The organism is Pseudoalteromonas rubra (assembly GCF_001482385.1).
In the GTDB taxonomy this organism is placed as follows: Bacteria; Pseudomonadota; Gammaproteobacteria; order Enterobacterales; family Alteromonadaceae; genus Pseudoalteromonas; species Pseudoalteromonas ardens.
The window spans coordinates 234,187-257,710 of the sequence record NZ_CP013612.1 but is presented as its reverse complement, the minus strand read 5'-3'; the positions used below and the strand labels follow the sequence as shown (position 1 = coordinate 257,710).

Annotated in this window: 23 protein-coding genes; 8 read left to right on the top strand and 15 right to left on the bottom strand. The window is 48.3% G+C overall.

The features are described from left to right. The first annotated feature begins 54 nt into the window (after positions 1–54). Positions 55–1,647 (top strand): hypothetical protein, encoded by a 1,593-nt coding sequence (locus AT705_RS20505; protein ID WP_058798232.1) that lies wholly within the window; start codon positions 55–57, stop codon positions 1,645–1,647. A gap of 57 nt (positions 1,648–1,704) precedes the next feature. Here AT705_RS20505 and AT705_RS20500 read toward each other — a convergent pair whose 3' ends face one another. Together AT705_RS20500 and AT705_RS20495 are read right to left on the bottom strand one after the other, a co-directional pair. After that, positions 1,705–1,968, bottom strand: coding sequence for a response regulator (locus AT705_RS20500; protein ID WP_058798231.1), 264 nt, complete (start codon positions 1,966–1,968; stop codon positions 1,705–1,707). Positions 1,969–2,002: 34 nt separating this feature from the next. Then, positions 2,003–2,308, bottom strand: a complete 306-nt coding sequence (locus AT705_RS20495) for a hypothetical protein (protein WP_058798230.1) — start codon at positions 2,306–2,308, stop codon at positions 2,003–2,005. A 104-nt stretch (positions 2,309–2,412) separates the two neighbouring features. On the opposite strand from AT705_RS20495, the gene AT705_RS20490 reads away from it, so the two are divergent. After that, positions 2,413–2,763 (top strand): hypothetical protein, encoded by a 351-nt coding sequence (locus AT705_RS20490; protein ID WP_058798229.1) that lies wholly within the window; start codon positions 2,413–2,415, stop codon positions 2,761–2,763. Here AT705_RS20490 and AT705_RS20485 read toward each other — a convergent pair. The 6 genes from AT705_RS20485 to AT705_RS20460 all read right to left on the bottom strand — a co-directional run bounded on the left by AT705_RS20485 (position 2,725) and on the right by AT705_RS20460 (position 10,093). Further along, complete coding sequence (locus tag AT705_RS20485) at positions 2,725–4,041, bottom strand: sensor histidine kinase (RefSeq protein WP_058798228.1); 1,317 nt, start codon at positions 4,039–4,041, stop codon at positions 2,725–2,727. The genes AT705_RS20490 and AT705_RS20485 overlap by 39 nt on opposite strands. Further along, positions 4,042–5,379, bottom strand: coding sequence for a sigma-54-dependent transcriptional regulator (locus AT705_RS20480; RefSeq protein WP_058798909.1), 1,338 nt, complete (start codon positions 5,377–5,379; stop codon positions 4,042–4,044). Positions 5,380–5,575: 196 nt separating this feature from the next. Further along, a complete protein-coding gene (locus AT705_RS20475; protein ID WP_058798227.1) occupies positions 5,576–6,781 on the bottom strand; it encodes an ABC transporter permease in 1,206 nt (401 codons plus the stop codon). 12 nt (positions 6,782–6,793) lie between these two features. Continuing rightward, on the bottom strand, positions 6,794–8,107 hold the full coding sequence (locus AT705_RS20470; RefSeq protein WP_058798226.1) for an ABC transporter permease: 1,314 nt from the start codon (positions 8,105–8,107) through the stop codon (positions 6,794–6,796). Position 8,108: 1 nt separating this feature from the next. Continuing rightward, positions 8,109–8,822: an ABC transporter ATP-binding protein gene (locus AT705_RS20465; RefSeq protein WP_058798225.1), complete on the bottom strand. Its 714-nt coding sequence runs from the start codon at positions 8,820–8,822 to the stop codon at positions 8,109–8,111. A 14-nt stretch (positions 8,823–8,836) separates the two neighbouring features. Then, positions 8,837–10,093, bottom strand: coding sequence for an efflux RND transporter periplasmic adaptor subunit (locus AT705_RS20460; protein WP_058798224.1), 1,257 nt, complete (start codon positions 10,091–10,093; stop codon positions 8,837–8,839). Between the two features lie 336 nt (positions 10,094–10,429). Between AT705_RS20460 and AT705_RS20455 the strand changes: the two genes are divergently transcribed. After that, positions 10,430–10,903 carry a SixA phosphatase family protein gene (locus tag AT705_RS20455; RefSeq protein ID WP_058798223.1) on the top strand — a complete coding sequence of 158 codons (474 nt, stop codon included), beginning with the start codon at positions 10,430–10,432 and terminating at the stop codon, positions 10,901–10,903. Between the two features lie 31 nt (positions 10,904–10,934). On the opposite strand, the gene AT705_RS20450 is transcribed toward AT705_RS20455, so the two are convergent. The 3 genes from AT705_RS20450 to pdxR all read right to left on the bottom strand — a co-directional run bounded on the left by AT705_RS20450 (position 10,935) and on the right by pdxR (position 13,541). Continuing rightward, entirely contained in the window at positions 10,935–11,306 is a 372-nt protein-coding gene (locus AT705_RS20450) for a hypothetical protein (protein ID WP_058798222.1), read from the bottom strand. A gap of 96 nt (positions 11,307–11,402) precedes the next feature. Beyond that, on the bottom strand, positions 11,403–11,774 hold the full coding sequence (locus tag AT705_RS20445; protein ID WP_058798221.1) for a hypothetical protein: 372 nt from the start codon (positions 11,772–11,774) through the stop codon (positions 11,403–11,405). Positions 11,775–12,101: 327 nt separating this feature from the next. Then, positions 12,102–13,541: a MocR-like pyridoxine biosynthesis transcription factor PdxR gene (gene pdxR / locus AT705_RS20440; RefSeq protein ID WP_058798220.1), complete on the bottom strand. Its 1,440-nt coding sequence runs from the start codon at positions 13,539–13,541 to the stop codon at positions 12,102–12,104. Positions 13,542–13,671: 130 nt separating this feature from the next. On the opposite strand from pdxR, the gene AT705_RS20435 reads away from it, so the two are divergent. Next, entirely contained in the window at positions 13,672–14,247 is a 576-nt protein-coding gene (locus AT705_RS20435; protein WP_058798219.1) for a GNAT family N-acetyltransferase, read from the top strand. Further along, entirely contained in the window at positions 14,244–14,819 is a 576-nt protein-coding gene (locus AT705_RS20430) for an FMN-binding negative transcriptional regulator (protein WP_058798218.1), read from the top strand. The genes AT705_RS20435 and AT705_RS20430 overlap by 4 nt, the downstream gene beginning before the upstream one ends. Here the strand turns inward: AT705_RS20430 and AT705_RS20425 are convergent. Continuing rightward, the gene (locus AT705_RS20425; protein WP_058798217.1) at positions 14,803–16,020 is read right to left on the bottom strand and encodes a serine hydrolase domain-containing protein; all 1,218 of its coding nucleotides are present in this window, start codon (positions 16,018–16,020) and stop codon (positions 14,803–14,805) included. The two genes, AT705_RS20430 and AT705_RS20425, sit on opposite strands and share 17 nt — an antisense overlap. Positions 16,021–16,125: 105 nt before the next feature. Between AT705_RS20425 and AT705_RS20420 the strand changes: the two genes are divergently transcribed. Genes AT705_RS20420 through AT705_RS20410 form a run of 3 tightly spaced genes read left to right on the top strand, consistent with a single transcriptional unit; the run spans position 16,126 to position 17,431 of the window. Further along, positions 16,126–16,509 carry a DoxX-like family protein gene (locus AT705_RS20420; RefSeq protein ID WP_058798216.1) on the top strand — a complete coding sequence of 128 codons (384 nt, stop codon included), beginning with the start codon at positions 16,126–16,128 and terminating at the stop codon, positions 16,507–16,509. Further along, positions 16,506–17,030 carry a GNAT family N-acetyltransferase gene (locus AT705_RS20415; protein WP_082669096.1) on the top strand — a complete coding sequence of 175 codons (525 nt, stop codon included), beginning with the start codon at positions 16,506–16,508 and terminating at the stop codon, positions 17,028–17,030. The genes AT705_RS20420 and AT705_RS20415 overlap by 4 nt, the downstream gene beginning before the upstream one ends. Then, entirely contained in the window at positions 17,027–17,431 is a 405-nt protein-coding gene (locus tag AT705_RS20410; protein WP_058798215.1) for a hypothetical protein, read from the top strand. The genes AT705_RS20415 and AT705_RS20410 overlap by 4 nt, the downstream gene beginning before the upstream one ends. A 45-nt stretch (positions 17,432–17,476) precedes the next feature. Here the strand turns inward: AT705_RS20410 and AT705_RS20405 are convergent, their stop codons facing one another. The 3 genes from AT705_RS20405 to AT705_RS20395 form a co-directional block, all read right to left on the bottom strand. Then, positions 17,477–20,101, bottom strand: coding sequence for a serine hydrolase (locus tag AT705_RS20405; RefSeq protein WP_058798214.1), 2,625 nt, complete (start codon positions 20,099–20,101; stop codon positions 17,477–17,479). 218 nt (positions 20,102–20,319) lie between these two features. Beyond that, a complete protein-coding gene (locus AT705_RS20400) occupies positions 20,320–22,848 on the bottom strand; it encodes an ABC transporter permease (RefSeq protein ID WP_058798213.1) in 2,529 nt (842 codons plus the stop codon). Next, the gene (locus AT705_RS20395) at positions 22,839–23,501 is read right to left on the bottom strand and encodes an ABC transporter ATP-binding protein (protein ID WP_058798212.1); all 663 of its coding nucleotides are present in this window, start codon (positions 23,499–23,501) and stop codon (positions 22,839–22,841) included. Before AT705_RS20395 ends, AT705_RS20400 begins: the two co-directional genes overlap by 10 nt. Positions 23,502–23,524 lie beyond the last annotated feature (23 nt).

The window sequence follows — 23,524 nt, the reverse complement described above, 5'->3', positions numbered from 1 at the left end:
TTTTGAGTACACTAAATACAACTCTTAGCGTTAACTCATTAAAAGGAAATCGCCATGAAATTTACACTTTCAGCACTGACGTTTGGCATTTTATCGGGCTTGTCTTTTTCTCACCTCTCAATGGCCCAGAACGCCAGCATTGAAGCTGCGCCTTTGCCCTATACAAACATCGCCCACAGCGCAGAAACACAAAATTATGACTATTCAGACAATCAACCATGGAGCCAGATGCCACCCGCGGCGCTACGTCCAGTTCAGGTCCCTTTGTTTGTGTCCATCGGCTTTGATGATAATGGCTCTAAGGAAGGGATGGACTGGATAACCAGCTATACCCGTCACTTGCAAAATGCCTCTGGCAGTAATAATGCCGCCACCTATGATGGGGCGCCAGTTCGCTTTAGCTTTTTTAACACCGCCGCCTACATACACTCGTCTGCCAATGATCCTGTGGGTATCAAACGTGCCTGGCGCAATGCCTGGCTGGACGGCCACGAGATAGGCAATCATACCTGGAGTCATCATGATGGCGGACCAGATACGGGGAACTTTTCAGAGCAAATGTGGGAAGAAGAAATCCTCGTGACACGGACCTGGCTTAACAAACCTTTTGATCCCAATGAGCAAGATGACGCACCAAACGACAACGCCGGCCCCGGGATCCCCATTAGCGATATGACAGGGTTCAGAACGCCGTACCTAAATCACAATAACGCTTTATTTTCTGTATTAAAAGCCAACCAGTTTGTCTATGACACCAGCATCGAAGAAGGCTGGGGGCAACAATATAATGGCACCAATAACCCCTGGCCCTATACATTAAATCAGGGGACGCCAACCAAACGCGTTGGCAAACCAGATGTTGGCCACTTCGTCGGGCTCTGGCAACTGCCATCCAATGTCTTTGAAAAGCCACTGGGCGGTAAGATGGTGGGCTTTGATACCAATATGTGGGTTGGTGGCGCCATGAGTAAACAAGAGGTGCTGGCGATACTTAAACATAACTTGCACTTGCGCCTGCAGGGCAATCGGGCCCCATTAATGTTTGGTGCCCACGCCGACATCTATGCATCAGCCTATGACAATGGCGATCGCGCCACGCTATTTCGTGAACGCCAGGAAGCAATTGAGGAGTTTATTCAGTACGCCCTGAGTCTGAAAGTAAACGGCCAGCCTGTTGTGCGGATTGTACCATTTAAAGACATTGTGGAATGGATGCGACACCCCGCGCCACTCAATGATGGTAAAGTTGTAACGGTACAAAGCGTGGGTGCCAGCCCAACATACAATGCGGGCACCATTTACTACAAAGGAAACCAGGTTTACCACAACGGACAATATTTCGAAGCTAAATGGTATGCCAGCAGCGCGCCTGGCACGCAGGAGCCCGACTATGACCCCTGGACACTGATCACACGCGCACAAGCAACTAAAGTTAAACACTTAGGTGAAGTGTCACCGCACGGAGACACCTATGGCGACGTCCTCATCGCACCAAACGAAGGAAAGACCTTCTACTTTACGCCGGCAGCCGGTGCGCACATCAGTAAAGTCATCATCAACGGTGTTGATATTGGCCCTGTCAGTGAGTATACCTTCCGCGCATTAAGTACCAATCAGACACTACGCGTAGAGTTTGAGGCAAACTAATATCGACCCATTCGGACATTAACAAACAGAGCCGCTTGTCAAGCAGCGGCTCTGTTTTCAGACACAATTGGTGAGAATAGTATCAGTCAATTCCAATTTAGAAATGGGTTTGGCCACAACGGCGTCAAAGCCCAGATCCGCATAGTGTGAAATATCGCTATCAAACACATTGGCGGTTACCGCTATCACAGGCACGCTTGGCCACTGATTTCTGATGACCTGAAATGCCTCTATGTCGCCCATCACCGGCGTCTGAATGTCCATCAGAACCAAACGAACTTCTGAATTCATCTTATCTTTGGTGAGCTCGCGCTCGCTCATACCAATCCCGGTATCACGGATCTAACGTCTTGGCTTATAACAAGGTTTTATCGAGCGTGTTGGCGATATTGAGATAGCGCTGTGACCATTTTTCATCCCCGGTAAAGGTATACATCCGCGATGACATGGTCAGAGCTTCTTCATAGTAGATGATTTCACAGGCTATTTTTTTGATTAAATCGATATGTGAATTCAGGTCATTGCGTTCATTTAAACTGGAGATCACAAACGGCACTATAGCTACTAGTGCCACAAACACAATAACTAACAATAACAGCAACTTGACTCTAAGTTGCTTTACCTGTTTGAGCAGTTCAACCATAATCTGCCAAAACGTCATTCATACCCTACTTATTTGAGTATGTGCATTTTTCAATCTAGTTCGAGCCAGGCAATACAATTCCAGCCATACTTTGGCATGACTTTCACCCAAAAGAGGTCCACATGACACGTTTAAAGCCCATCGCGGGCTTGTGGTTGCTGAGTATATTCTTTGTCAGTGGTTGCATGTTTGCCCCACAAGATACGCAATATTACGACCCAAAGTGCAAAATGATGTTGCGCAAGAAAACACTGACCAGTACTCAAATACACGCTGTCAGTCAGTGCCGCGGGGATGCCTGTGCTCTGGTTTTGGCTGGTTTCGGGTTAGCCAGTGCTGCCAGCCTTGTGGTATCTGGTACCATAGTCATTGCCGCTAACACAGTATCCTGGCTGGAAAAGGCAAAGGGCTGTCCGGCGAGCCCAGCCCCCCAATCAAATGGTCGTGAGCAGCAAGCGGATCTCGACACATAAGCCGCCTTGCGCACGGTTTTTCAACTGAATGTGGCCATGATGTGCTTCCACGATTTCGCGACATAATGCCAGGCCTAAACCCGTGCCACTTGATTTGGTAGAGTAAAACGGGACTAAGGCATTGGCCATAATATGCTCTGTCATCCCCTGCCCGGAATCCACAACACGGATCTGAACATGCTGAGTCGAAAAGTACACCTCTATTCCGACCGCATCTGGGGCACTGCCTGATTCATGAGCATTCTTAAGTAAATTAATCAGTAGCTGTTCCAATTGAGCTGCATCAGCAAGCAGCTGCCGGCTCTGAGGCAGCGCATCCTCCTGCGTGTAACTAAATTGCCAATGGGCTTGCAACTGTGCCAATAGCTCAGGCAATGCGACAGGAGTCAGTCTGGGAGAGGGCAGTTTGGCAAATTTTCCATACCCTTGCACAAACTCGGTGAGATGGCTGATCCGCTCGTCTATGGTCGAAAACACCCGCTCAAGCCGCGTATCTTCCAACTTATTGGCCAGTATTTTACCACTATGTAGCATAGAAGAAATTGGACCCAGCGAGTTATTTAGCTCGTGACTGATGATACGGATCACCTTCTTCCATACCGCAACTTCTTGTCTATTTAATTCACGAGTAAGCTGCTTAAAGATGTACAGCCGATGAAACTGATTATTGAGCAATAACTCACCGTTGGATAAATGCCAGGTCTGCTTGTCGTCTTCATTGCATTGCAACTCAAACAACCCATCCGTGGCTTCTGACAAAGCATTGTACAAAGCCGGGTTTGCTTGTCGAGCAAGTTCTTCCAGTTTCATACCTTCCAGGTTGTGCTCGCAATTAAGCAACGCCTTCGCACTGTGATTTGAAAATACCACAATGCCCTTATCATCGGTCAGTAGCAATACCTGAGGCGCACTATGCAGCACTTTATCCAGCATTAGCTCACGTTGATAAATCCACTGTTTTTCATTTCTGAGTTGCGCTGCCGATTCATTATATAATTGACACAATCGGCCCAGCTCATCGTCATTCTGATACGCCAGTAAAGTCGAAAAATCGCTGTCTTTAAAGTTCAGCAAACCACTTTCCAGTGCCTGCAAACCGGCAAATAGCTTGCGAGTTAGTAGTCGAAGTATGACGAACCCCAGCAAAATCGCCGTCAGTAGTGCTGCCATCCAGGATTGCCATGCCATTAAGCTCAGCAACGGCAGGCTGACGACCATCAGGGTCAGAGTCAGCGCCAAATAAAGTTTATGCGCGATAGAGAATCCAGGTATCTTCATTTAATAGTCAATACCATGTTTTTGCAGCCGCCGATACAAGGCCTGCCGGCTCATGCCAAAATGGCGTGCTACTTTCGCTATCACCCCTTGGAATTGTCTCATCGCCGCCTCAAGTTCAGCTTTTCCCGGCTCTTGCTTGCTCGGTTCTGGTGTCTGAGCAGGCGCGCTTATGGGTTGTAAGCCGAAGTCACCTACTTCCAATACCCCCTGCGAATTAAGCACTGCGGCACGCTTACAGGCATTTTCCAGCTCCCTGACATTACCGGGCCAGTCATAACTCAACAGTGCGCTTTCCGCACTCAGGCTCAATTCACGATCAGGTAAAAAATGTGAGATAAGCGGTAAAATATCATCACTGCGCGATTTCAGCGGGGGCAAATTCAGTTCAATGACATTGAGTCGATAATATAAATCCTGGCGAAACCGGCCACTTTGGATGTCAGTCAACAAATCTGCATTTGTGGCCGAGATAACCCTGACATTTACGCGGCGGGTTTCAACTGAACCCAGCCGTTCAAACTCTCCGGTCTGAAGTACTCTAAGCAACTTCATCTGACCCGATAACGGTAAATTACCAATTTCATCCAGAAACAAAGTACCACCATCGGCGGCTTCAAAGCGCCCGATACGTTGTTTATTTGCACCGGTATAAGCGCCGGCTTCTGCACCAAATAGCTCAGCCTCTATAAGCTCCTGTGGCAATGCACCGGCATTTACTTTTATAAATGGCGCCTGTTTGAGCACTGAGTTGGCCTGAATAATCTCTGCCACTTTTTCTTTGCCACTGCCATTGTCTCCGGTGATCAACACCGCTACATCGGATTTCGCAACTTGCACCGCCATGTCCACAACACGCTGCATCGCGCCACTGCGGAAAATTAAACCACGCAAGTCGGCACCAGCGTTGAGGGCTTCACGCTGCTGTGCAATACGTTCATGCTGTTCATTTTTTTCTTTTGCCTTACCTAAAGCAATCAGATTAGCAACCGACGTAATGAGCTTTTGGTCATCCCAGGGCTTGGCCAAATAATCCGCAGCGCCAGCTTTCACCAACTCAATAGCCATTTCCAGCTCGGTCCAGGCAGTGATCAGGATCACAGGTAAGTGCGGATTAATCGCCCGCAACTCCTGAAACAGAGCTTTGCCTTCTTCTCCGGACGTTGTGTCGGCAGTAAAGTTCATATCCTGGATCACCAAAGCGATACGCTGATAGCGCACTATCTGAAGCGCTTCAAAGGGTGTTAAAGCCGTTTCGACCTGGTAGTCATGGAGTTCCAGTAACAGTGAAAGTGCATCTAACACAGCCTGGTTATCATCGACGACGAGTATTTTATTCATCATTATTATTGTGCTCGCATAATATCCGTGGAGTCTGTCATTTCCATTATCGTGACGCCTGTTAACCAGTGTAGCATGATCCCTTTTAATATCAGTAGGTAATAACGAAACATATGACCCGCTACTTTGTCCTTTAAACAGGCTCCGACAATCAGTATCTGACCGCCGGAAGCCTGATTTATACCAATTAGCTTAATTAAACACTCCGTGTCGCAATGCTTGGAGAAATATTAGCCGCACGCAGCGCAGGCATGAGCACCGACAACAAACTCATCACTAGCAGTAAGCTTGCCGTTACAACAATAAACGAGTAACCCAGCGCCGGTACGGAATACCACTGCATTAACTTCTGCCCAAGGAGCACTGCCGCCGCGCTTCCCAGCATGAGCCCCACTGTACATATCAGTGCATTCTCCACGACAAAGTAGCGTACAATTGCTGACTTTCTGGCACCCAGCGCGCGACGTGTGCCAATCTGCTTGGTTCTTTTACTGATATTAAAGGTCGACAAGCCAAAAATACCTAACGCGGTGACTACCACCAGCACCACAATCAGCGTCATCAACATGCGCATCATCAATACATCCTTGGCATCGTAACGTGCTTTTTTCTGATCTAATCCTGTAATATCACTCACTACCCGGTCGCGATGACTAGACAACATCAATTCTTCAATCTGACGCATTACCTGGGCGCGTGCTCCCGGCGCGGTTCTGACCAAGTACTTTTGGAAATTACCCACTCGGATCATCGGAATAATGGCCGCTTTCTCGCCAAAACTGCTTTTAGGCCACTGATTAGCCATGGTTTCGACAATGCCTATTATGCTTAGTGGATCGGCTCCCCAATAAATGGTTTCACCCAACCCGTTACCAGCCCCGAATAGCTCATCAGACAGCGCACGACTGACAATGACGACGGAAGGACGGGCATCGCTTTCATCTATTACGACCACATCTGCCTCGTTAAAATCACGTCCCTCTGAAACAGACAACCCCAATGTATTAAGGATGTGCTCGTCGCCCGTAACATAGCCCATAGTAGACCTTTTACTCTCTTGGGGTTCGGGTTTGAGCTGCATGGCACCGGAGCTGCCACTGCCCGACAAGGGTACTGAGCTAATGGCAACGGCGTCAATAACACCGGTGATGCCACGCAAGCTTTGCTCATCCAGCTCCACCTGTTGCAGCAGGTCTAATTGCTTATCAAAGTTCAGTGAGTTGAACTTAAAAATGTCGTCCTCCGGATAACCTGTTTCTTTATTGAGATAGGTCATCCTGTCCTGAATAATGGATACCGCATTACTGACAATCGCCAGTGTGATTGCAAGCTGAAGGATTAACAATACAGCCCCCAGCTTAGAACGCATCAGTGCGTTAATGGTCGGTTTTAATTCAAACATGTGACACTCCTTTTATTGCACTTTCAGGTGGGTAGCAGGTGTGGTTCGGCAAACAAGCCAGGCCGGATAAAGCCCCGCCAGAATACAGGCCGAAATCGCGATAGCGGGCGCACTGAGCAACATCACCCAATCCATATTGGCCAGGCTTTCATAATAGTTATAAGTCTGACGTACTCCCAGCAAGCCCAACTGTGCAAACAATACCCCCAGCGAGCCGCCAAGCAGGCCTAGCAAGCCAACTTCTACCAGGTGTTGATAAAATACCTGTCGCTTACTGGCACCCAGCGCTCGCCTTACACCCACATCCGCGGCACGGCGCATAAACTTGGCCAATAGCAATCCCAAAATATTGGCCACGCACACGGCGAGAAACATAAAGCTTAATCCGACCAGGATTTTATTGTCTTCACTGATGACATCGTTGTAATTCATCCACGCGTTTACGTCCTGCAATGAATACTCCAGTGTGTCTCGATTAAAACGACCCTGATTTTGTTGCTGTTGCATATAGGCCATCAGCATGTCGCCAAACGCCTGACGTTGCTGCGGTGTGTCTAACTGCACCCAAAACTGGATCCACAGCATTTCTGAGTTCATTTTGTCGTTAAAGTCACGGGTTTCTTCAAATTTCCAGCCATTGGTATTACCCCAGGTATCAACGTCATAGGCCTTCACATGGCTAAAAGGGACAAATAGTCGCTCTGCCTTACCAAAGCTGCCATTGTTCAGGTCATAGAATTTAATAGTTGGTCGCCATTTTTGTGTCACGCCCACGATTTCCTGGCGACGCTCACCAAGAAACAACGACTCCCCCACAACGTCTGTCTTACCAAATAGCTGTTGTGCCATTTCCTCATCTATCACGACCACAGGTGCTGCATCACGTGATTGTGCTTCTGTCCAGGCCCCGCCGTGAATGAAAGTCAGGTCAAACATGCTAAAGAAATCACGTCCGGTCAGCCGTGCGTTTTCAATAAAGGGCTTACTCCTTGCTGTATTGAGATGAACAGAAAAGCCTGAGCGGATCATCGCCGCACGCGCAAAGTCACCTGGCAACGCCGCTAGATTAATGGCATCCGGATAAGTTAACTGATAAGGAATATCGTCGTCTGTTCGCCATGTTTCACCGTCATCCATCGTTTGCATTTGCACCGCAAATAAACGATCGCTCTTATGTGGGATCGGGTCCGTGGACATCATGTGACAAACAGACAAAGTCGTCATCGTCACCCCAATACCAATTGCGATGGCTAATATCATCAAGAAGGTCACCATGGGCGTTTGGCGCAAACTGCGCCAGGCCAGATCAATATAATGAACAAACATATTAACCTCCTGCTGCTATCGGCGCTTCAGATGAACGGCCCTGATATAGGGTAAAGTCTGTCACCCGACCATCAACAATCTGAATATTGCGCGGTGCCCGACGTGCCAGTTCAGGATCATGGGTTACCATCACAATGGTTGCGCCCTCGCGGTTGATTTGCTCCAGTAGCTCCATGACCTGGCGTGCCATCAAACTGTCGAGATTACCGGTCGGCTCATCCGCTAGTAAAAAGCGCGGTCGCCCTGCCAACGCTCTGGCAATTGCAACACGTTGTTGCTGACCCCCTGATAATTGTTGAGGTAAATGCTTGGCCCGCCCAGCCAGGCCTACCAGCTCAAGACACTCCTCTACCCGACGTTTACGTTCTGCCGACTTGATACCACGGTATCGCAAAGGTACTTCTACATTTTCGTACAGGTTAAGGTCTGGAATAAGGTTGAAGCCTTGGAAAATAAAGCCAATTTTCTGGTTTCTTAGATCAGCTCTGGCGTTATCGTTAAGCTTGCCGATATCGACGCCGTCCAGACAATACTGCCCGCCACTAAAAGGCTCCAGCATCCCCGCAATATTTAAAAAAGTGGTTTTGCCTGAGCCCGACGGACCGGTCACAGCCACGAACTCTCCTTCAGCCACATGCAGATTAAAATCCCGAAGTGCATGAGTCTGTACCATGTCAGTTTGGTAAACTTTACTGATCGCTTTCATATCTAGCATTGTTGTTATCCTTTTTATCTCAGTTGCACTAAAGGTGCTTGTTCAAATTGTTCGTAATTAGACACTATGATTTGATCGCCCGGTTTCAGGCCATCCAAAATTTCTACTTCATTGACACTGGATGCACCAGTACGCACATCCAGACGCGTCGCGACTTCACCTTCAATGCGGTAAACAACGTTTCCTCCTGCATTCATAAATGAACCCCGGCGCACTTTCATTACATCTTCTTTGTGATCCAACAGAATGCGAGCAGACAAACGTTGATTCTGACGGATCCCACCAATATCGCTTTGATCAAAACGTACTCTGGTCGTCACTTCCCGATTGCTGACCTCCGGAGAAATCGCAGAGAGCTTACCATACACTTCACTGGCACCAACTTGCAGTACCACACTCATGCCCAGACCGAGCTCATTAGCATAACTTTCAGGCACTTGTAGTTGCGCTTCATAGGCGGATAAATCAACTAAGGTCATCAGCGCCTGCTGGGCTGAGACCGCAGCCTTAGTCTGAACCAACAAATTGCCAACCAATCCACTTACCGGAGCATTGATATCCAATGCATTCACCTTACGCTGTAGTTCATCCACAACCAGTTGCTGTCGCTCTACCAGGTTACTCGCCGCGGCCAGCTCAAACGCCAGGGTATCTTTACCCAGCGCAACCTCCTGCTGAGCATGACGGTAATTCAGCCTGGCACGTGCTAAATCATCTACCGCTTCTTCAAGGTCAATTTGGCTGATCAGGTTTTTCTTTATGGAAAGCTGGGCCCGACGGTTCTCTCGCTCGGCAGCATCCAGTGTCACCTTAGCCAATTCCAGACTGCGATTAAGTGCCAAAGTCTCGCGTCTGACCTCCAATTGCTCCCGTGCCAGACCATCGCTCAAACGAGCCAGCTCAGCCTGCTGTTGTTTTAGTTCATTAGTCAGCGTCGGACTGACTACCCTGGCAATGACGTCACCGGCAGCTACGGTATCACCCGCTTTTACCAGTAAATCAACAAAGCCTTCTTCGGGGCTATAAACTTGCGGTGCATTCGCAGCAACAATTCTGCCACTGGCCAGGATATCGCGTACAAACTCTCCTTGCGATACCGTTGCTACCTGCAAAGCACTGAGTTCAAATGAGCGACCTGAGGTATCAGCCATAGAAATGGCACGTGCGGTGGCGCCTAAAGCACCAATCAGCACAATCGCACCAACGGCCTTTTTCCAGCTCACTCTTGCGGGCTTCACCACTAAATCCTGTTGACTGGTGTCTTTAATCATGGGTACTCCTTAATCTTATTCACTTCGTCACTGCCAGGCTCTGCTTTCAACATTGCTCAGTGGCCAAACCATACCCCTGTGCATGTCGAAGTGTCCTGTCATCGGTTTGGTAAAATGAATACCAGAGTTGTACCAACTTTTAACCCATTGTTTTTAAATGATTTGATGAATTTTATACATGAAGAAATGTGTCCGCGGACGGAAAAAGTGTCCGCTATTTTAAGCAAAATCGGACAGATCAACTAAAGCGGACAGGACGACCCAGACTGACGCAATTTGCTATCAGGGACAAAATTAGACACACTGTCGACTTTAGTTTTAAGGATAATAAATCTAATGAAAACCCTACTCCTGATACTGATAACGCTCGCTTCGGTTACTGTATATGCGCAACCAGAGCAGATTGTTTTAATACGCCACGCAGAAAAAATGAAAGGCAAGGATCCTGTACTCACGCCGCAGGGCCAACAAAGGGCACAACGACTCGCCACCTTGCTGACCCCTTTGAACCCGGACCATTTATTTTCAACCGATTACAACCGGACAAAACTGACTCTGGCGCCGTTGAGCACTGCGACCTCAGTACCAGTGCAATTGTATGACCCACGGGCATTGGCTGATTTTGCTACGCAACTCAAAACCTACTCGGGGACCATTGTGGTTGCGGGTCACAGTAACACCACACCGGAGCTGGTAAAGTTACTGAGTGGACAGGCTGTCAGTATTCGCGAGGATGAATTTCATAAGGTGTTTATCGTGAGCTGGCACGATGATAAAGCCGTATTGGAAGAGCAAGATTCAAATGAGTGAGACCCAGTAGCACTGGGCCTCTTATCAGAGGTTAATGACCTGTTTCGTAGTACGCACTGGCAGTATTGGTGCGCTCCCAGGTACCATCTTTGTAGAGGATCAATGCCGAAGCAGACGTGTTGCTGTATGCACGGATTGTGACATTACAATTTGTGCCTCCAGAACAACGGGCATCTCCACTCCAGCTTACTTGTTCGATAGGCTTAGTGACATTTTTCAGATAGAAACTTCCACCCGTAGAGCTGCCGAACGAGAAATCAATAGCAGAGCAGTTTGCTGTGCCGTTACCCCAGCTGTGGCCGCCGCTTTTAGGGTTAACATCACATACCAACTGTGCAGAGAATGCAGAACCCGCAAAAAATGTTCCTGCTACCAGGGCAAACGCTTTTATTGTTGTTTTCATAGATATATTCCTTATTGATAGTAGAATGAGACAAAGCTATTCATTGCCGCGCTAATAGGCGCTCACCACGTCATTGCGACAATGTCAGGCAATATCCTAGCGACCCGTTTCGTAAAACGCATTTGCCGAGTTAGTTCTTTCCCAGGTGCCGTCTTTATATAGGATCAGTGCTGATGCGCTATTATTAGCGTACGCCCGAATCGTCGCGTTGCAGCTAGTACCACCGGTGCATCGCGCATCGCCTTCCCAGCGTACTTCCTGGATAGACTTAGTTACGTCTTTCAAGTAATAACGACCATTGGTTGAACTGCCGAATGAATAATCAAAGCCAGAGCAGTTAGCCGTACCATTACCCCAACTGCTGCCATTAGATTTTGGGTAGACGTCACATACAACCTGTGCAGAAAAGGCAGAACCCGCAAACAGAGTACCTGCGACGAGCGCGAAAGCTTTTATTGTTGTCTTCATAGTTATTATCCTTATCATTGTTGTGAACCATTTGACATTGAAATGAAACAATAATTTCAACATTCGTTAATGAAAATAGCTGCAACAACGCGCAAAAGTCAACATTTAAAAAACCAAAGGACACAATAAAAACAAATTGGTTACACTTTGGTTATATTTTCACTCATCAATTGCACCCCCTCAAACACTTACGATTAACGGAAATATTTTTCATTAAATTATTGCTTGGCATGAATATATTATTCATTGCACTAATAATTGAGCACTCCGGGTTATAATCGGGTCTGAATTTCATATGCCAGCGATTTATTGAACGTCATTCAGCATTCAAAGTAACGAGATGATGCGCGATAACCCTGTTCGCATTTTGTCTTCATTTTGTCCGGCAAAACCAAGACGAATATGGGTATAGTGTTGTTGTGGAAACCGCCAGAATTCAGCTTCGGTCTGAACATAAACCCCCAACTCAGCGGCACGGGCACTCAAACGAGATACATCCTGATGTGTATTCACCCAAAATGCCATACCGCCATCTGGCACAGTAAAGGTCAATGGATACCCGGACTGCTGATAGCGTTGTAGCTCAGACGCCAATGCATCACATCGAGCCTGATAGCGCTTGGTCATACGTCTTAAATGACGTTCAAACTCACCGCTGGCCATCCAGTTTGCTAAAGCCATTTGCAATAGGATATCGTTTTTGTGATTCATCAATTGCTTTAGTGATATCAATTCACTCAGTACGTCCGCTCTGGCCACCAAATAGCCCATTCTGGCGCCGGCAAACATGATTTTCGAAAACGTCGAGACATAAATCACAATCCCATGAGGATCACTCGCAGCCATTGGCTGCAACGGTGGGCAGCGATAATGAAACTCATGGTCATAATCGTCCTCAATGATAAACACACCATATTCTGCACATAGCTGGTAAATCGCCATCCGGCGTCCAATGGATAAGGTCACCATAGTCGGGTACTGGTGCAAGGGCGTTAAATACAGCAGTTTAATCCGATTCTGTTCGAAGCAGGTGCGCAGGCTGTCGACACTCAGCCCTTCTTTATCCTGGGCAATACCGTGCAATGTCGCACCGCATGCCTCAAACGCACGATGTGCCGGCGGGTAGCCCAGTGATTCCACCGCTACGCCCTCGCCGCTTCTGATAAAGGCTTTGGCAATCAAAAACAACGCCTCCTGAGAGCCATTACACACCAGCAGATCATCACATTCTAAGCCGCGAGCACGGCGCAGATAGTGGCGCAGCTGTTGCTTCAAAGCCGGCTCACCGCTGCAATTACCGTAGTGCAGTTGCGCAACATTTACGGCACGGCAAGCCTGACCAAGATGACGGCGAAATTCATCGTAGGGAAATTCCATCAGATCAGCCAGGCCTCCGGCAAAACTATACTCATACTGAGTATTTTCTCTTTCACTTAGCTCGCCTGCCGACAGCGATAACGCAAAATCAGCTTGTATGTCCCTGGCCTGCGCGCTTGGCTTTGCAATGTGCTGACTGGACTCAATCGGCAAGGCCTGATTAACCCGGTAACCGCGCCTTTGCTCGGAGGACAGCCAACCCTGAGCCACCAAATTTTGCAATGCGGTCATCACTGTATGGCGATTAATGCCATATAACTGCGCAAGCTTTCTGGCCGATGGCAGCGGATCGTTAGGCCGCAGATGCCCCAGCTTAATTGCAACACAGATCTGTTCGGCCAATTGTATGTGCTTGGGTGAATCCTGAGTCAGTGGTACACCGGTCAACATGCTTTTTCTCCCAACCAAGTCTGGAATAAACCAATCTGGTCTAGTTAAAAATAGAATTCTGGTTGTTTATAACCTACCAGAAAAGACTAAGCTGAGCCTAGTTGAAACACAGTTATTGGAGTAAAGACTTATGTTGAAGCAAATTACGCTGGGATCAGACAAAGTACGACTAGAGCCACTTTCTCGTGAACATCTGCCACATTTACGTGGCTTCGCTGAGCAGACCAAGTTATGGACTTGGGTACTAGACAATTACTGCAAGTCGGATGAAGCGCTAACACACTGGTTTGAACACTCAGCGCAATTTGACCCAGATGTTCAGTTGCCTCTGGTGATCATCGACAAACACAGCAACCAGGTAGCAGGCAGCACCCGCTTATTCAGGTTACACAAAACCAACCTCAGTGCTGAAATAGGCCACACCTTTATTGGCGAACAATGGCAACGTAGCCATATCAATACCCATGCAAAATATCTGTTACTGAAACATGCCTTTGAAACATTGGGTCTGGTGCGCGTGCAACTGCGCACACACGAACACAATCAGACATCGCGTTCAGCAATTTCCCGCCTGGGCGCACAATTTGAAGGAATTATACTCAAAGATCAGCGTGTCGCACCTGATGCCTTTCGTAACACCGCCCAGTTTGTGATCACTGATGACATGTGGCCTGACGTAAAAAGTAAACTGGAGGGCTGGTTATGAGTTATCCACGCAACGCTTTTGCAGAGCAAAATACCGAACGCCTTTGGCAACTGATAGATGAACATCCACTGGCAACCTTAGTTATCCCAAACTCAGACACCCCTTTTGTTCACATGTCTTTGAGCCTAAACCATGACAAAACCCACCTGTTAGGGCATTCAAATCCAGCGAACCCGCTTACACAACAGGATAAAGTCCATCTACAGGTGTTGTTCAGAGGGCCGGATGCATACTTATCTCCCGGTCAGGTAAAAGGCCTGCCGCTGCCAACCTGGGACTACGCCACAGCGCATATTAGAGGACAACTCACACAAATCACAAACCCAGAGGAGAAACGCTCAGCAATACGCCAACAGCTAAAACAATTTGAGTCGCCCGTTAACCCCTGGGATATGTCCATGCTCAGTGAAAATCAAATCACGAAGTTATTTTCGCAGCTGTTTTTTTTCAAAATTGAGATTGAGTCAATCACAGGCACATTTAAGCTGAGCCAGAATAAAAGTGACGAAACCCGACAGAACATAGCACACCTGCTAGAAACTCAGGGGAACCCACTTAGTCGCTATTATTAGCGATAAAATGCGTGATCAGTGCCTGAGTCAGCGTAATAACCGGTTCATCGCACTCATCCTGCGCACCGCAATTGGCGATCAGCCCAATCGCCACGTCCTGCTCGGCCAGATAAACACTTTGTGTGATATAACCAAACTCATTGCCGCCATGATGGTATAAAACGCCGTCTTCATGCTTTTCAACCATCACTCCTAAACCATAATACAAAGCCCCATCCATAAAAATAGGCAACCAACGGGCCGTTTGTAGATGCCTGTCACCGACCATATTGCGATAAATACGTTCGTTAACAGGCTGCTTTTTGACAATAATGGATTTGAGTAGCTTTGCCATATCCTGCGCACTGGATGCAACCGGCGCATCTGCCAATGCCGTATTCACAATCAATTGCCTGGTGTTGTATCGCTGACGGTATGGCAGCACAAAGTCAGGCTCACTCATATTGAAAAAATAACCAGATGCTACGTCATCAGCCGCACTGTCATACCCTTTAATAAAGGTTTCAGTTAAACCCAGCGGCTCAAGTACATGCTCGTGCAATAGTCGACCAAGAGGCTGTTTTAACTTGTTTTCGATCACCATGCCTGCCAGTACATAGCCGGAATTTGAATAGGCAAAACCCTCACCTGGTTCAAAATAAGGTGACTGATCCAGAACAAACTGCAGTGCAAACCGGTTGCCTTTGCGATGTACTTTGTCTGCAAGTTGCGCCCGAATAAAATCCAGCTCCCCCACATCATTGTACTCATAGATTCCAGAGCTGTGATTAAGCAGCCGACGCAATGTCATGAGTTCAAGATTCTGAATGCGGCCTGTCATATCTTTGGGCACCCAGGGTAATACCGGCTCATCGAGACTAAATAACTGCTTATCGTCCAGTATGGCCCCCAGTAATCCAATCAGCTTTTTTCCCGCACTCCCATTAGGGATCCGGCTCTGGCTGGTCATAGGCGCCAGTGTATCCAGATCTGCATATCCTGCACTGGCAGCGTATTCGCCATTCGGCGTTTCAATATAAACACTCACGCCGGGAATAAAGTCCGATACTAAACCCGCGAGCAAAAGATCCATGTGTTGATGTAAGTCACTGTCAGCATATTCTGCTTTAACAGGGTCTATCGTCTGACCCCTGCTGCAACCACTGACTAACAGGAGCAGTACGACAAGCCAGACGCTGATTTGTAACTTCCTAATATCCATTTATTTGGCTCCCTGCGTAGTAAAGTTTGTTCAAATTACTTTAAATTCCGGAACAAATACATACACTGGGTAATATATCTATATGAATTTTATACGTTACTCCCTATGCCCATTACTCTATTAGCCCGTTTAACAATCGCTTTCGCCTGGTTTTATCACGGCTTAGTTCCCAAATTACTCCATATTGCGCCACTTGAATGGCAGATTTCTTCCAGCCTGGGCCTGGAAGACGATTTAACGCATCTGTTGATACGCTTTGCGGGCATTGGAGAAATAATCTGGGCCGCTGTGTTCTACATCTGGTATCGAACACCAGCCATTATCTACCTCAATATTCTAGTATTAGTTGGATTACTACTGGCGGTTGCAGTACTACAACCTGTAGTTTTGTTCCAAGCATTTAATCCGGTAACCACTAACCTGTCCCTGATTGTGCTGAGCGCTTTATTACTACCTACCCATCCGTCGAAACAGGTCAAGGAGCGATGAATAAAGACAACAAAGCTGCCCTGATGATCCGCAATGCTACAGTGCAGGACTGTCAGAACCTGGCCCAGCTGTCTGCTGAGGTTTGGCTGGACACATACGCCATAGACGGGCTCCGTTCAGAGTACCTTGAATACGTAAACAGCACTTTCAAAGTGTCCTATTTTCAGTCATTACTCGAACAGCCTGATTATCAACTACTTGTTGGAGAAAAAAGTGGCCTGTTACAAGGCTATATTCTGCTTAACCTGGCCAGCCACTATCAGACGCCGCACAATGGCTATGAAATTGACACGCTTTATGTGCTCAAGTCATGTCAGGGCACAGGTGTAGGGCGTGCCTTATTAAAGGAGACCGCCAGGAAATTTGGTACGCCTGTGTGGCTTTACACCTGGACAGAAAACGCCGCGAACCAGTTTTACCATCGGCTTGGCGCAAAACAAATAGGTACTCTCAGTTTTGAAGCATTTGGCAATACAATCAATAATAACGTCTATAAATTCACCACAGGAAATCTGATATGAAACACGCATTCCTCGTCATATTTTTAGCGCTGTTAAGCGGTTGTCAGAGCACTTCACGCTATCCTGGCATCAAGGGAGAGGCTGCATTTACCGCAAGCGATCCTCAATATGGCTATGTCGCCCATAAACCTGTCAAACTTGGCGGCTTTTTACGTGGTTCTATGTATGAAGGCAGCCATATAGAGTATTTTCAGAGCCTCTCGGGCCCCAATGGCGAGCTTGTGCAGGTAAAGCGGCTTGGCAGCTGTTGTCCGTTTGAAGATAAATCTATGCCATTTGGCGGTGGTATGTTGGATAAGTATGAACTCAGCTATCAAGGTCAGAAAAAGCCGGTGACCATTTATGTCAACCTGTATCAGTTTGAAGCGCCAAAAGCCCCCCAAGGGTTTACCCTGTTATAATAAGGAGGGCATAAGCCCTCCTTACTTAGGTATCACTATTGTGTGTTACTCCTGATGTGCCACGCCGGCACGGTAAAACGCAGCCAGGTGAGTCTGTAAACGCAACATATTTGAGCCATCTCCATAGTGGCCGTCTTCAGCATTCGACAGCGCCACAATCCCCGTTTTAGTGTAGGGGTTATAGGTCATGATTGTATGGGTGCCCGGATCTCCTCCGTCATGACCCACAAATGGGCCTTGCCAGAACCAAAAGAGCCCTTGTGTGTCCATCCAGTACGTCGGTACTTCTGTTTGCACAGACAGCATAGCCGTAACACTTTGCTCACTCAACACCCTGACATTATCCAGTGTGCCGCCCTGACTGATAGCAATTAACAAGCGTGCCAGGTCGTGAGCAGACGAATTCAGATCTCCGTCAAAGAAGGTCGGATAGCTGAACTCAGGCACGTACTGCGCAACCCCATCGCCATCTATCGTATACTGAGGCGTTTTAGGGTTTTCTTCTGGCAACTGCGTGTAATCCCAATGGGTATTATTCATGCCCAAAGGCGCAAATAAGTTCAGCTTCATTTGGTCAACCAGGCTGATATTAAGCAAATGTTCGACCGCATATCCAGCCAGACCTGCGCCTACATTGCTGTAGCTATGAATGCTGCCCGCCGGCACACTGCCTTCACCAAGATAGACATCCTCCGTAAAATACTGGCCACCTGGCAGTAAATATGCCTGGTAGAACTCAGTCGAATCTGTCAGCGTGGTGTCTTCACATAGCTCATGTCCGCCCTGAGCATACAAAGACAGGTTGGTGCCGTGGATGTAGTAGCTGCAATTGTATAGCTGTGTATCACTAATGCCTGAGGTATGTGTCACTAAGTGGCGCAGAGTGATATCGCGTCCTGTATTCGGATGTGTGATATCAAATGGCAAATTCATTTGCGCCAGCGGCGTGTCCAGACTGAGCTGACCTTGCTCTATCAACTGCATGAAGCCTGTCCCCATTACCGCTTTACTGGCTGAGCCTACATTCATTGGCGCATGAACGGTCATTGGCTGATTGGTCTCTAAATTTGCGATACCGTAGCCTTTTTCAAAAATGATCTGGCCGTCTTTAATGACCGCCACAGCAACCCCTGGAATGTCCATATCCGCCAGGCCCTGCGTAAACGCCTGGTCAACTGAGGTGAAATCGAAATCCCGGCCTGGCGTCGCGCCCATTGCCTGAATGGCGTAATCGAGCACGTTATCCGACGACCATTCAACTTCTTTTGTCGTATAGACGGGCACCGCGATATCCGGCACTACCCCAGCGGCTTCAAGTACCTGGTTATTGAGGTCAGAATAGGTTTGGTGGCTCAACGACCCAGTCCACCCATTTGGCAATGTAAAATCCAACGCATCAGATACCGCGCCGTTAGTTGCCCCGCCGACTAGCGTTACATGCTCTAAGGATTTGAGAGTTTGAGTTAACACTTCACCTGCGCTGTAAGCCAATTCGCCAGTCAGTACATAAACGGGCTTAGTATATGCCTGCTCGGGTGCGGCTTTAAGTGTTAGCGCCTGTTTATCCTGCTGATGATCAGCATTGAGGATCTGCTTATATGCCACTGTCTGCTCTTTAGCATTAAAGAAGCGTGCGATTTCCAATGACACGCCATCAAATCCCCCATCGTTAACCCGCAGGTCAATGATGATACCATCGCTGTCAGCCAGGTCTTCCATCACTTCACGCATTAACGTTTGGGTGTCTTCGATATCCTGCTTTGCCTGTGAAATGACATCAAAGAAGCTGTCTGCATCGGTTTCTTCACTGGCCAGCATAGCTGACTCACGGTCTATGCGAATATAGCCGAGGTTACCATCCAGTTTCCCCCAGCCCAGCGCATTGCTGTTTTCATATCGGGTTAGTTGTTTGCCCGACAGATACAAATTAGTCATTTCAGAAAATGCACTTAACTGATTGTTGTAGGCCAGATCAATGTGCGCCTCCCAGTCATCCCCATGGTGTTGCTGCATAAGCCAGGCTAAATCTTCATACAACTCTGTATCGCCCTCACCTGAGATCTCAAAGCGCTTGTCATCAGTCAGTGACACATGCGCATCATCGAAGTCTTCGAGCATAGCTTCAAACACGTTTGCAAGCTGATCTGGCGTGGTATCAGCATTAATCTGTGACCGATATGCCGAATACGCCGCCTGCCAGTCTATTTCTCTGAGTTCAAAAAACGCATAGTAATCATTAAATGTGTGCCAGAAGTACTCAAAGTTGGCAATGGGGTCGTCACCGCTGAGCCGTTGCTTCGGATTGCACTGCTCACGCATTTCAGATTGCTTTGCAAACACCCAGTCATTTGTCGCATGAGTAGTCAGCGTCAGAGTACTCTTATCACTTTTAAGATACTTATCCAGGTCATTCAGATCTTTGTATGGATGCGTCTCAATCAGCACACATCCATAGTTGTTGTATTGAAAACGCCTTAAATTATCTGTATCAAACTGCCACAGATTACCAGTACCCTGCTGCACCCATACACCCCGATGCTTAGCAAGCGCATGATCATCATTACTATTACCACAACCAGCCATAAGTAAAGCTGCACTCACCACGCTCAGCGGTTTCCACCCCGCCATTTTCTTACCCATCAAGTCAAGCATACCTTCGTCCTTTTCCATTTGATTGCCTTCCAGCCCAGACAATCCGGGCCAGTCCTTATGAGGAGACTTAAGGCTAGATGAATGCGTTGCTCGATTCTGTAGAATGCTTATCCAAGGATGTTTAACCCTGTTGCGAACTGTCAGTAAGTGTACCTAAATGTGGTGCTTCCCCTGGTTTGCTTGCATTTCTTCACGCATCGTTCATCTTGTTGTCATAGCCGCTGTTAGCCCAGGAGTTAACCGCCTTCATTTAGTAATTCCATGGCGCTGCTACGCAATTGCTTACGACTGAGTAAAATACCACTAACGGCGACCACCAACGCAATAGCGAAGGCCTCAGCCAGCATCATTATCAGACTGCCCTGATAAGGCATTGCCAAATTCTGTTGATAAAATGCGTCTATAAAACTGTAGATTGCGCCAACAGCGCATAAAGCGGGGATCAAGGTCACCGTCAGCCACTCAAACAGGAGGATCTTCAGGCCTTGTGTTGGTGACAACCCAAAGCTAAGCAGCAGTCCGTTGCGTATCTGGTCTTTTTCCATATGGGTCTGAATAGCAGCCACCAGCAGCAGGTTACTAAGCAACACAATAAACGCAGCGTAACTCAGAACCAGTGTTATCAATGCCTGAACCTGCGCCCGGATCTTCTCCAACAAAGCGTCCACCGTAACAAGGCGCAACTGCGGATGTGCACGCCACAACGCGCCGATTGCCGCTACGCCCTGCGCATTTAGCTCGACACCGCCCATATGATAGATGGGCTCTGCGGCACTGGGCGGCCGGCTTTGCTGCAATACAAACCAAAATGTTACTGAGCTGCCACCGGGCTTATGCCGATGAACGGCAGTGACACTGGCTTCAACGGACTCACTACCAACGACAAGCTGTATCCTGTCACCCATTGAGAGCGACAAATCTTCAAACACCTCCTGATCGACAGAAACCCCCGTCTGGGCAGGGGCATCAGTCCATGCCCCCTGTGTGATCTGCACATTTTCAGGTGTTTGTGCCCGCCAATGCAGGTTTACAGGTTGCTCCAGACGACGCAAAGTATCACTGGGCTGAACATCCCTCGCTAATATTGCTATGCCATTGATGTGCGTTACCTGCGCCAACTGAAAGGGCTTCATCTCTTTAATGTGACCCTGATATCGACCTACAAAAGATTCCAGCGCTGCTTTTTGCTCATCATCTGCGCGGCTGACAAACACATTGCCCTGATTCTGATAGAGATACAGTGACAGCATGCTGGTCACATCTCGCCCCATGTTGAAACACAGCAGTAATAAAGTGACGCTCAGGCCCAGCGCTGTGATTTGCACCAGCTTGACCGACATACGCTTACGTAACAGCAACAGACTGAACTTTGACAGCACCCAGGAACTTGGCAACAGATAACCACCAAACCGCAGCACCAGCCAGGTCACGAAAAGCACCAATAGCACACACACACCCAGCCCACTCAGCAACATGCCACTGAGCAACCAGTTGTCGGTGTAATTGACCACCAGGGCTGCCAGCAGCCCCACAGGGCTTAGCATGGCCAGCCAACGCCAGCGCTTAGGCTCGGTCCGTTGCTCCAGAAGCAAACGAATGTCTCCCTGAAGCAAAGACAGCCACACAGGTAATGCGATGAAAACATACACAACAGTGGCCAATGCGCAGGCAGCCAGTAAATCTTGCCACTGCCATTGCAGGCTAAACCCGTCAATGTATGCGTGCGCAATATGGCTGACCCCATGACTTGCCAGTAACGACAAGATAAGCGCAGGCAGTAAACTCAACATTAAGATCATCGCGCCTGCGATGACCGCCAGCACCGGCAACATACGCCGTGACATGCCACAGGCCAGTAAAACCGATACGCTTTTCTTCAGTGGCTGAATTTGTACCTGGCTACACAGCCACAGGATCAACACGCTCAATAAGACAATGATCAAGCTCAGCAGTCCGAGAAAATTCTGCACCCGCTCCCAGACTTTTGCCAGTGGGTAATTGTTGAGCGACTTACTGACTATTTGCGCGGTGGGAGAACTGGATTGAAATCGGGTAATTTCCTCATCAGACAACCTGGTGTGTAACATTAACGCTCTGCTGAAATGAGGAGTAAGTTGTTCGGGGCGCAAACTGGCGTCAGATACCATGGCACGCATATCGCTGCCAAAGCCTTCTAATATTCGGTCGGGCTCAAGCTGCAACAGCGCAGAGACACGTAATTGCGTCGCCCCCAGCATGATGGTATCACCCAACTCAACCGCCAGAGCCACCGCCAGCCTGGGTTCCAACCAAACTTCTCCGCGTGACGGCCCCTGTTGCACACGCTGTGTATTGAGCGCTTTACTCAGACTTATATGAATGTCGCCCTGAAGCGGGTAATTGCTATCAACGGCTTTGAGAAGCACAGGCTGATGATGCGACTGATGACTCAGAGTAACACGGTATTGAGACTGCAAACTGTGGGAGTCGCTGTGTGCCCTTACCCAGGTTAGCTCCGGCTCCTGCCAGGTTCGTCGCACCGTCACTTGTGTATCGGCACCCAAAGTAGCCTGGAGGTTGTATGCCAAAAACCGCTCAACGCCCTGACCCAGTAAACTGCTGAGTAGCAAGTAAAAAAACAATATACTCAGGGCGCCCAACGTGAGCCAGTATTTGCCTTGCAATACCTGCCGCCAAAGCACCAGGGCAAATGCAAACACAGCATAACCGGGCGAGACTTTTTGCTGCCTGAGGGGGTAACTTGTTGCTGCCTGCTCTATTGACATAACATAAGCCTCCCGTGACTAAGACGAAACGCTTTATCTACCCGCTTTGCCAACGCCATATCATGCGTTACCAACAGCAGTGAGGTGCCGCTTTGTCTGGCGCCACTCAGCATCAAATCAATCACGTGCTCCGCGGTGGTTTCATCCAGATTGCCGGTGGGTTCATCCGCAAACAGCACCTGTGGCCTGACGCATAAGGCACGGGCAATGGCCACTCTTTGTTGTTCTCCGCCACTTAACTGAGTCACGTTGTGCGTGAGCCGCTGCTCCAGCCCCATTTGCGTCAGCCAGTGTGTTGCTTGCTGAGCCGCATCACGATGGCCTCGGAGCTGTAAAGGCAGTGCAACATTCTCAAGCGCATTGAGCTCAGGTAACAAATGAAACTGTTGAAATACAAAGCCGCTGTGTGCGAGTATTTCGCTGGAATTCAGCATCAGGTTTTTAGCGCGATAAGTTACTTGCCCTGACTGCACAGGTGTCAGGCCAGCTAATAAAGATAGCAATGTTGATTTACCGCACCCGGAAGCCCCCACTATCGCAATGTGCTCGCCGGCTTCAATGTGCAGCGACAGAGCTTCTATTAATGCCAGCTGTGTACCATTGTGCAGTTTTATACTGTGATTAAGGTCACTGACCTCGAGTGACAGAGCCATATCTGGATCCCTCAGTGAATTAT

Bases quoted from the DNA above. Each gene is read 5' to 3' on its own strand.
- AT705_RS20395 (WP_058798212.1), bottom strand. From the start codon at position 23,501: ATGGCTCTGTCACTCGAGGTCAGTGACCTTAATCACAGTATAAAACTG.
- AT705_RS20505 (WP_058798232.1), top strand. From the start codon at position 55: ATGAAATTTACACTTTCAGCACTGACGTTTGGCATTTTATCGGGCTTG.
- AT705_RS20410 (WP_058798215.1), top strand. From the start codon at position 17,027: ATGAAACACGCATTCCTCGTCATATTTTTAGCGCTGTTAAGCGGTTGT.
- AT705_RS20490 (WP_058798229.1), top strand. From the start codon at position 2,413: ATGACACGTTTAAAGCCCATCGCGGGCTTGTGGTTGCTGAGTATATTC.
- pdxR (WP_058798220.1), bottom strand. From the start codon at position 13,541: ATGTTGACCGGTGTACCACTGACTCAGGATTCACCCAAGCACATACAA.
- AT705_RS20475 (WP_058798227.1), bottom strand. From the start codon at position 6,781: ATGTTTGAATTAAAACCGACCATTAACGCACTGATGCGTTCTAAGCTG.
- AT705_RS20405 (WP_058798214.1), bottom strand. From the start codon at position 20,101: ATGGAAAAGGACGAAGGTATGCTTGACTTGATGGGTAAGAAAATGGCG.
- AT705_RS20470 (WP_058798226.1), bottom strand. From the start codon at position 8,107: ATGTTTGTTCATTATATTGATCTGGCCTGGCGCAGTTTGCGCCAAACG.
- AT705_RS20485 (WP_058798228.1), bottom strand. From the start codon at position 4,041: ATGAAGATACCTGGATTCTCTATCGCGCATAAACTTTATTTGGCGCTG.
- AT705_RS20480 (WP_058798909.1), bottom strand. From the start codon at position 5,379: ATGAATAAAATACTCGTCGTCGATGATAACCAGGCTGTGTTAGATGCA.
- AT705_RS20460 (WP_058798224.1), bottom strand. From the start codon at position 10,093: ATGATTAAAGACACCAGTCAACAGGATTTAGTGGTGAAGCCCGCAAGA.
- AT705_RS20495 (WP_058798230.1), bottom strand. From the start codon at position 2,308: ATGACGTTTTGGCAGATTATGGTTGAACTGCTCAAACAGGTAAAGCAA.
- AT705_RS20500 (WP_058798231.1), bottom strand. From the start codon at position 1,968: ATGAGCGAGCGCGAGCTCACCAAAGATAAGATGAATTCAGAAGTTCGT.
- AT705_RS20415 (WP_082669096.1), top strand. From the start codon at position 16,506: ATGAATAAAGACAACAAAGCTGCCCTGATGATCCGCAATGCTACAGTG.
- AT705_RS20425 (WP_058798217.1), bottom strand. From the start codon at position 16,020: ATGGATATTAGGAAGTTACAAATCAGCGTCTGGCTTGTCGTACTGCTC.
- AT705_RS20455 (WP_058798223.1), top strand. From the start codon at position 10,430: ATGAAAACCCTACTCCTGATACTGATAACGCTCGCTTCGGTTACTGTA.
- AT705_RS20420 (WP_058798216.1), top strand. From the start codon at position 16,126: ATGCCCATTACTCTATTAGCCCGTTTAACAATCGCTTTCGCCTGGTTT.
- AT705_RS20445 (WP_058798221.1), bottom strand. From the start codon at position 11,774: ATGAAGACAACAATAAAAGCTTTCGCGCTCGTCGCAGGTACTCTGTTT.
- AT705_RS20430 (WP_058798218.1), top strand. From the start codon at position 14,244: ATGAGTTATCCACGCAACGCTTTTGCAGAGCAAAATACCGAACGCCTT.
- AT705_RS20400 (WP_058798213.1), bottom strand. From the start codon at position 22,848: ATGTCAATAGAGCAGGCAGCAACAAGTTACCCCCTCAGGCAGCAAAAA.
- AT705_RS20465 (WP_058798225.1), bottom strand. From the start codon at position 8,822: ATGCTAGATATGAAAGCGATCAGTAAAGTTTACCAAACTGACATGGTA.
- AT705_RS20435 (WP_058798219.1), top strand. From the start codon at position 13,672: ATGTTGAAGCAAATTACGCTGGGATCAGACAAAGTACGACTAGAGCCA.
- AT705_RS20450 (WP_058798222.1), bottom strand. From the start codon at position 11,306: ATGAAAACAACAATAAAAGCGTTTGCCCTGGTAGCAGGAACATTTTTT.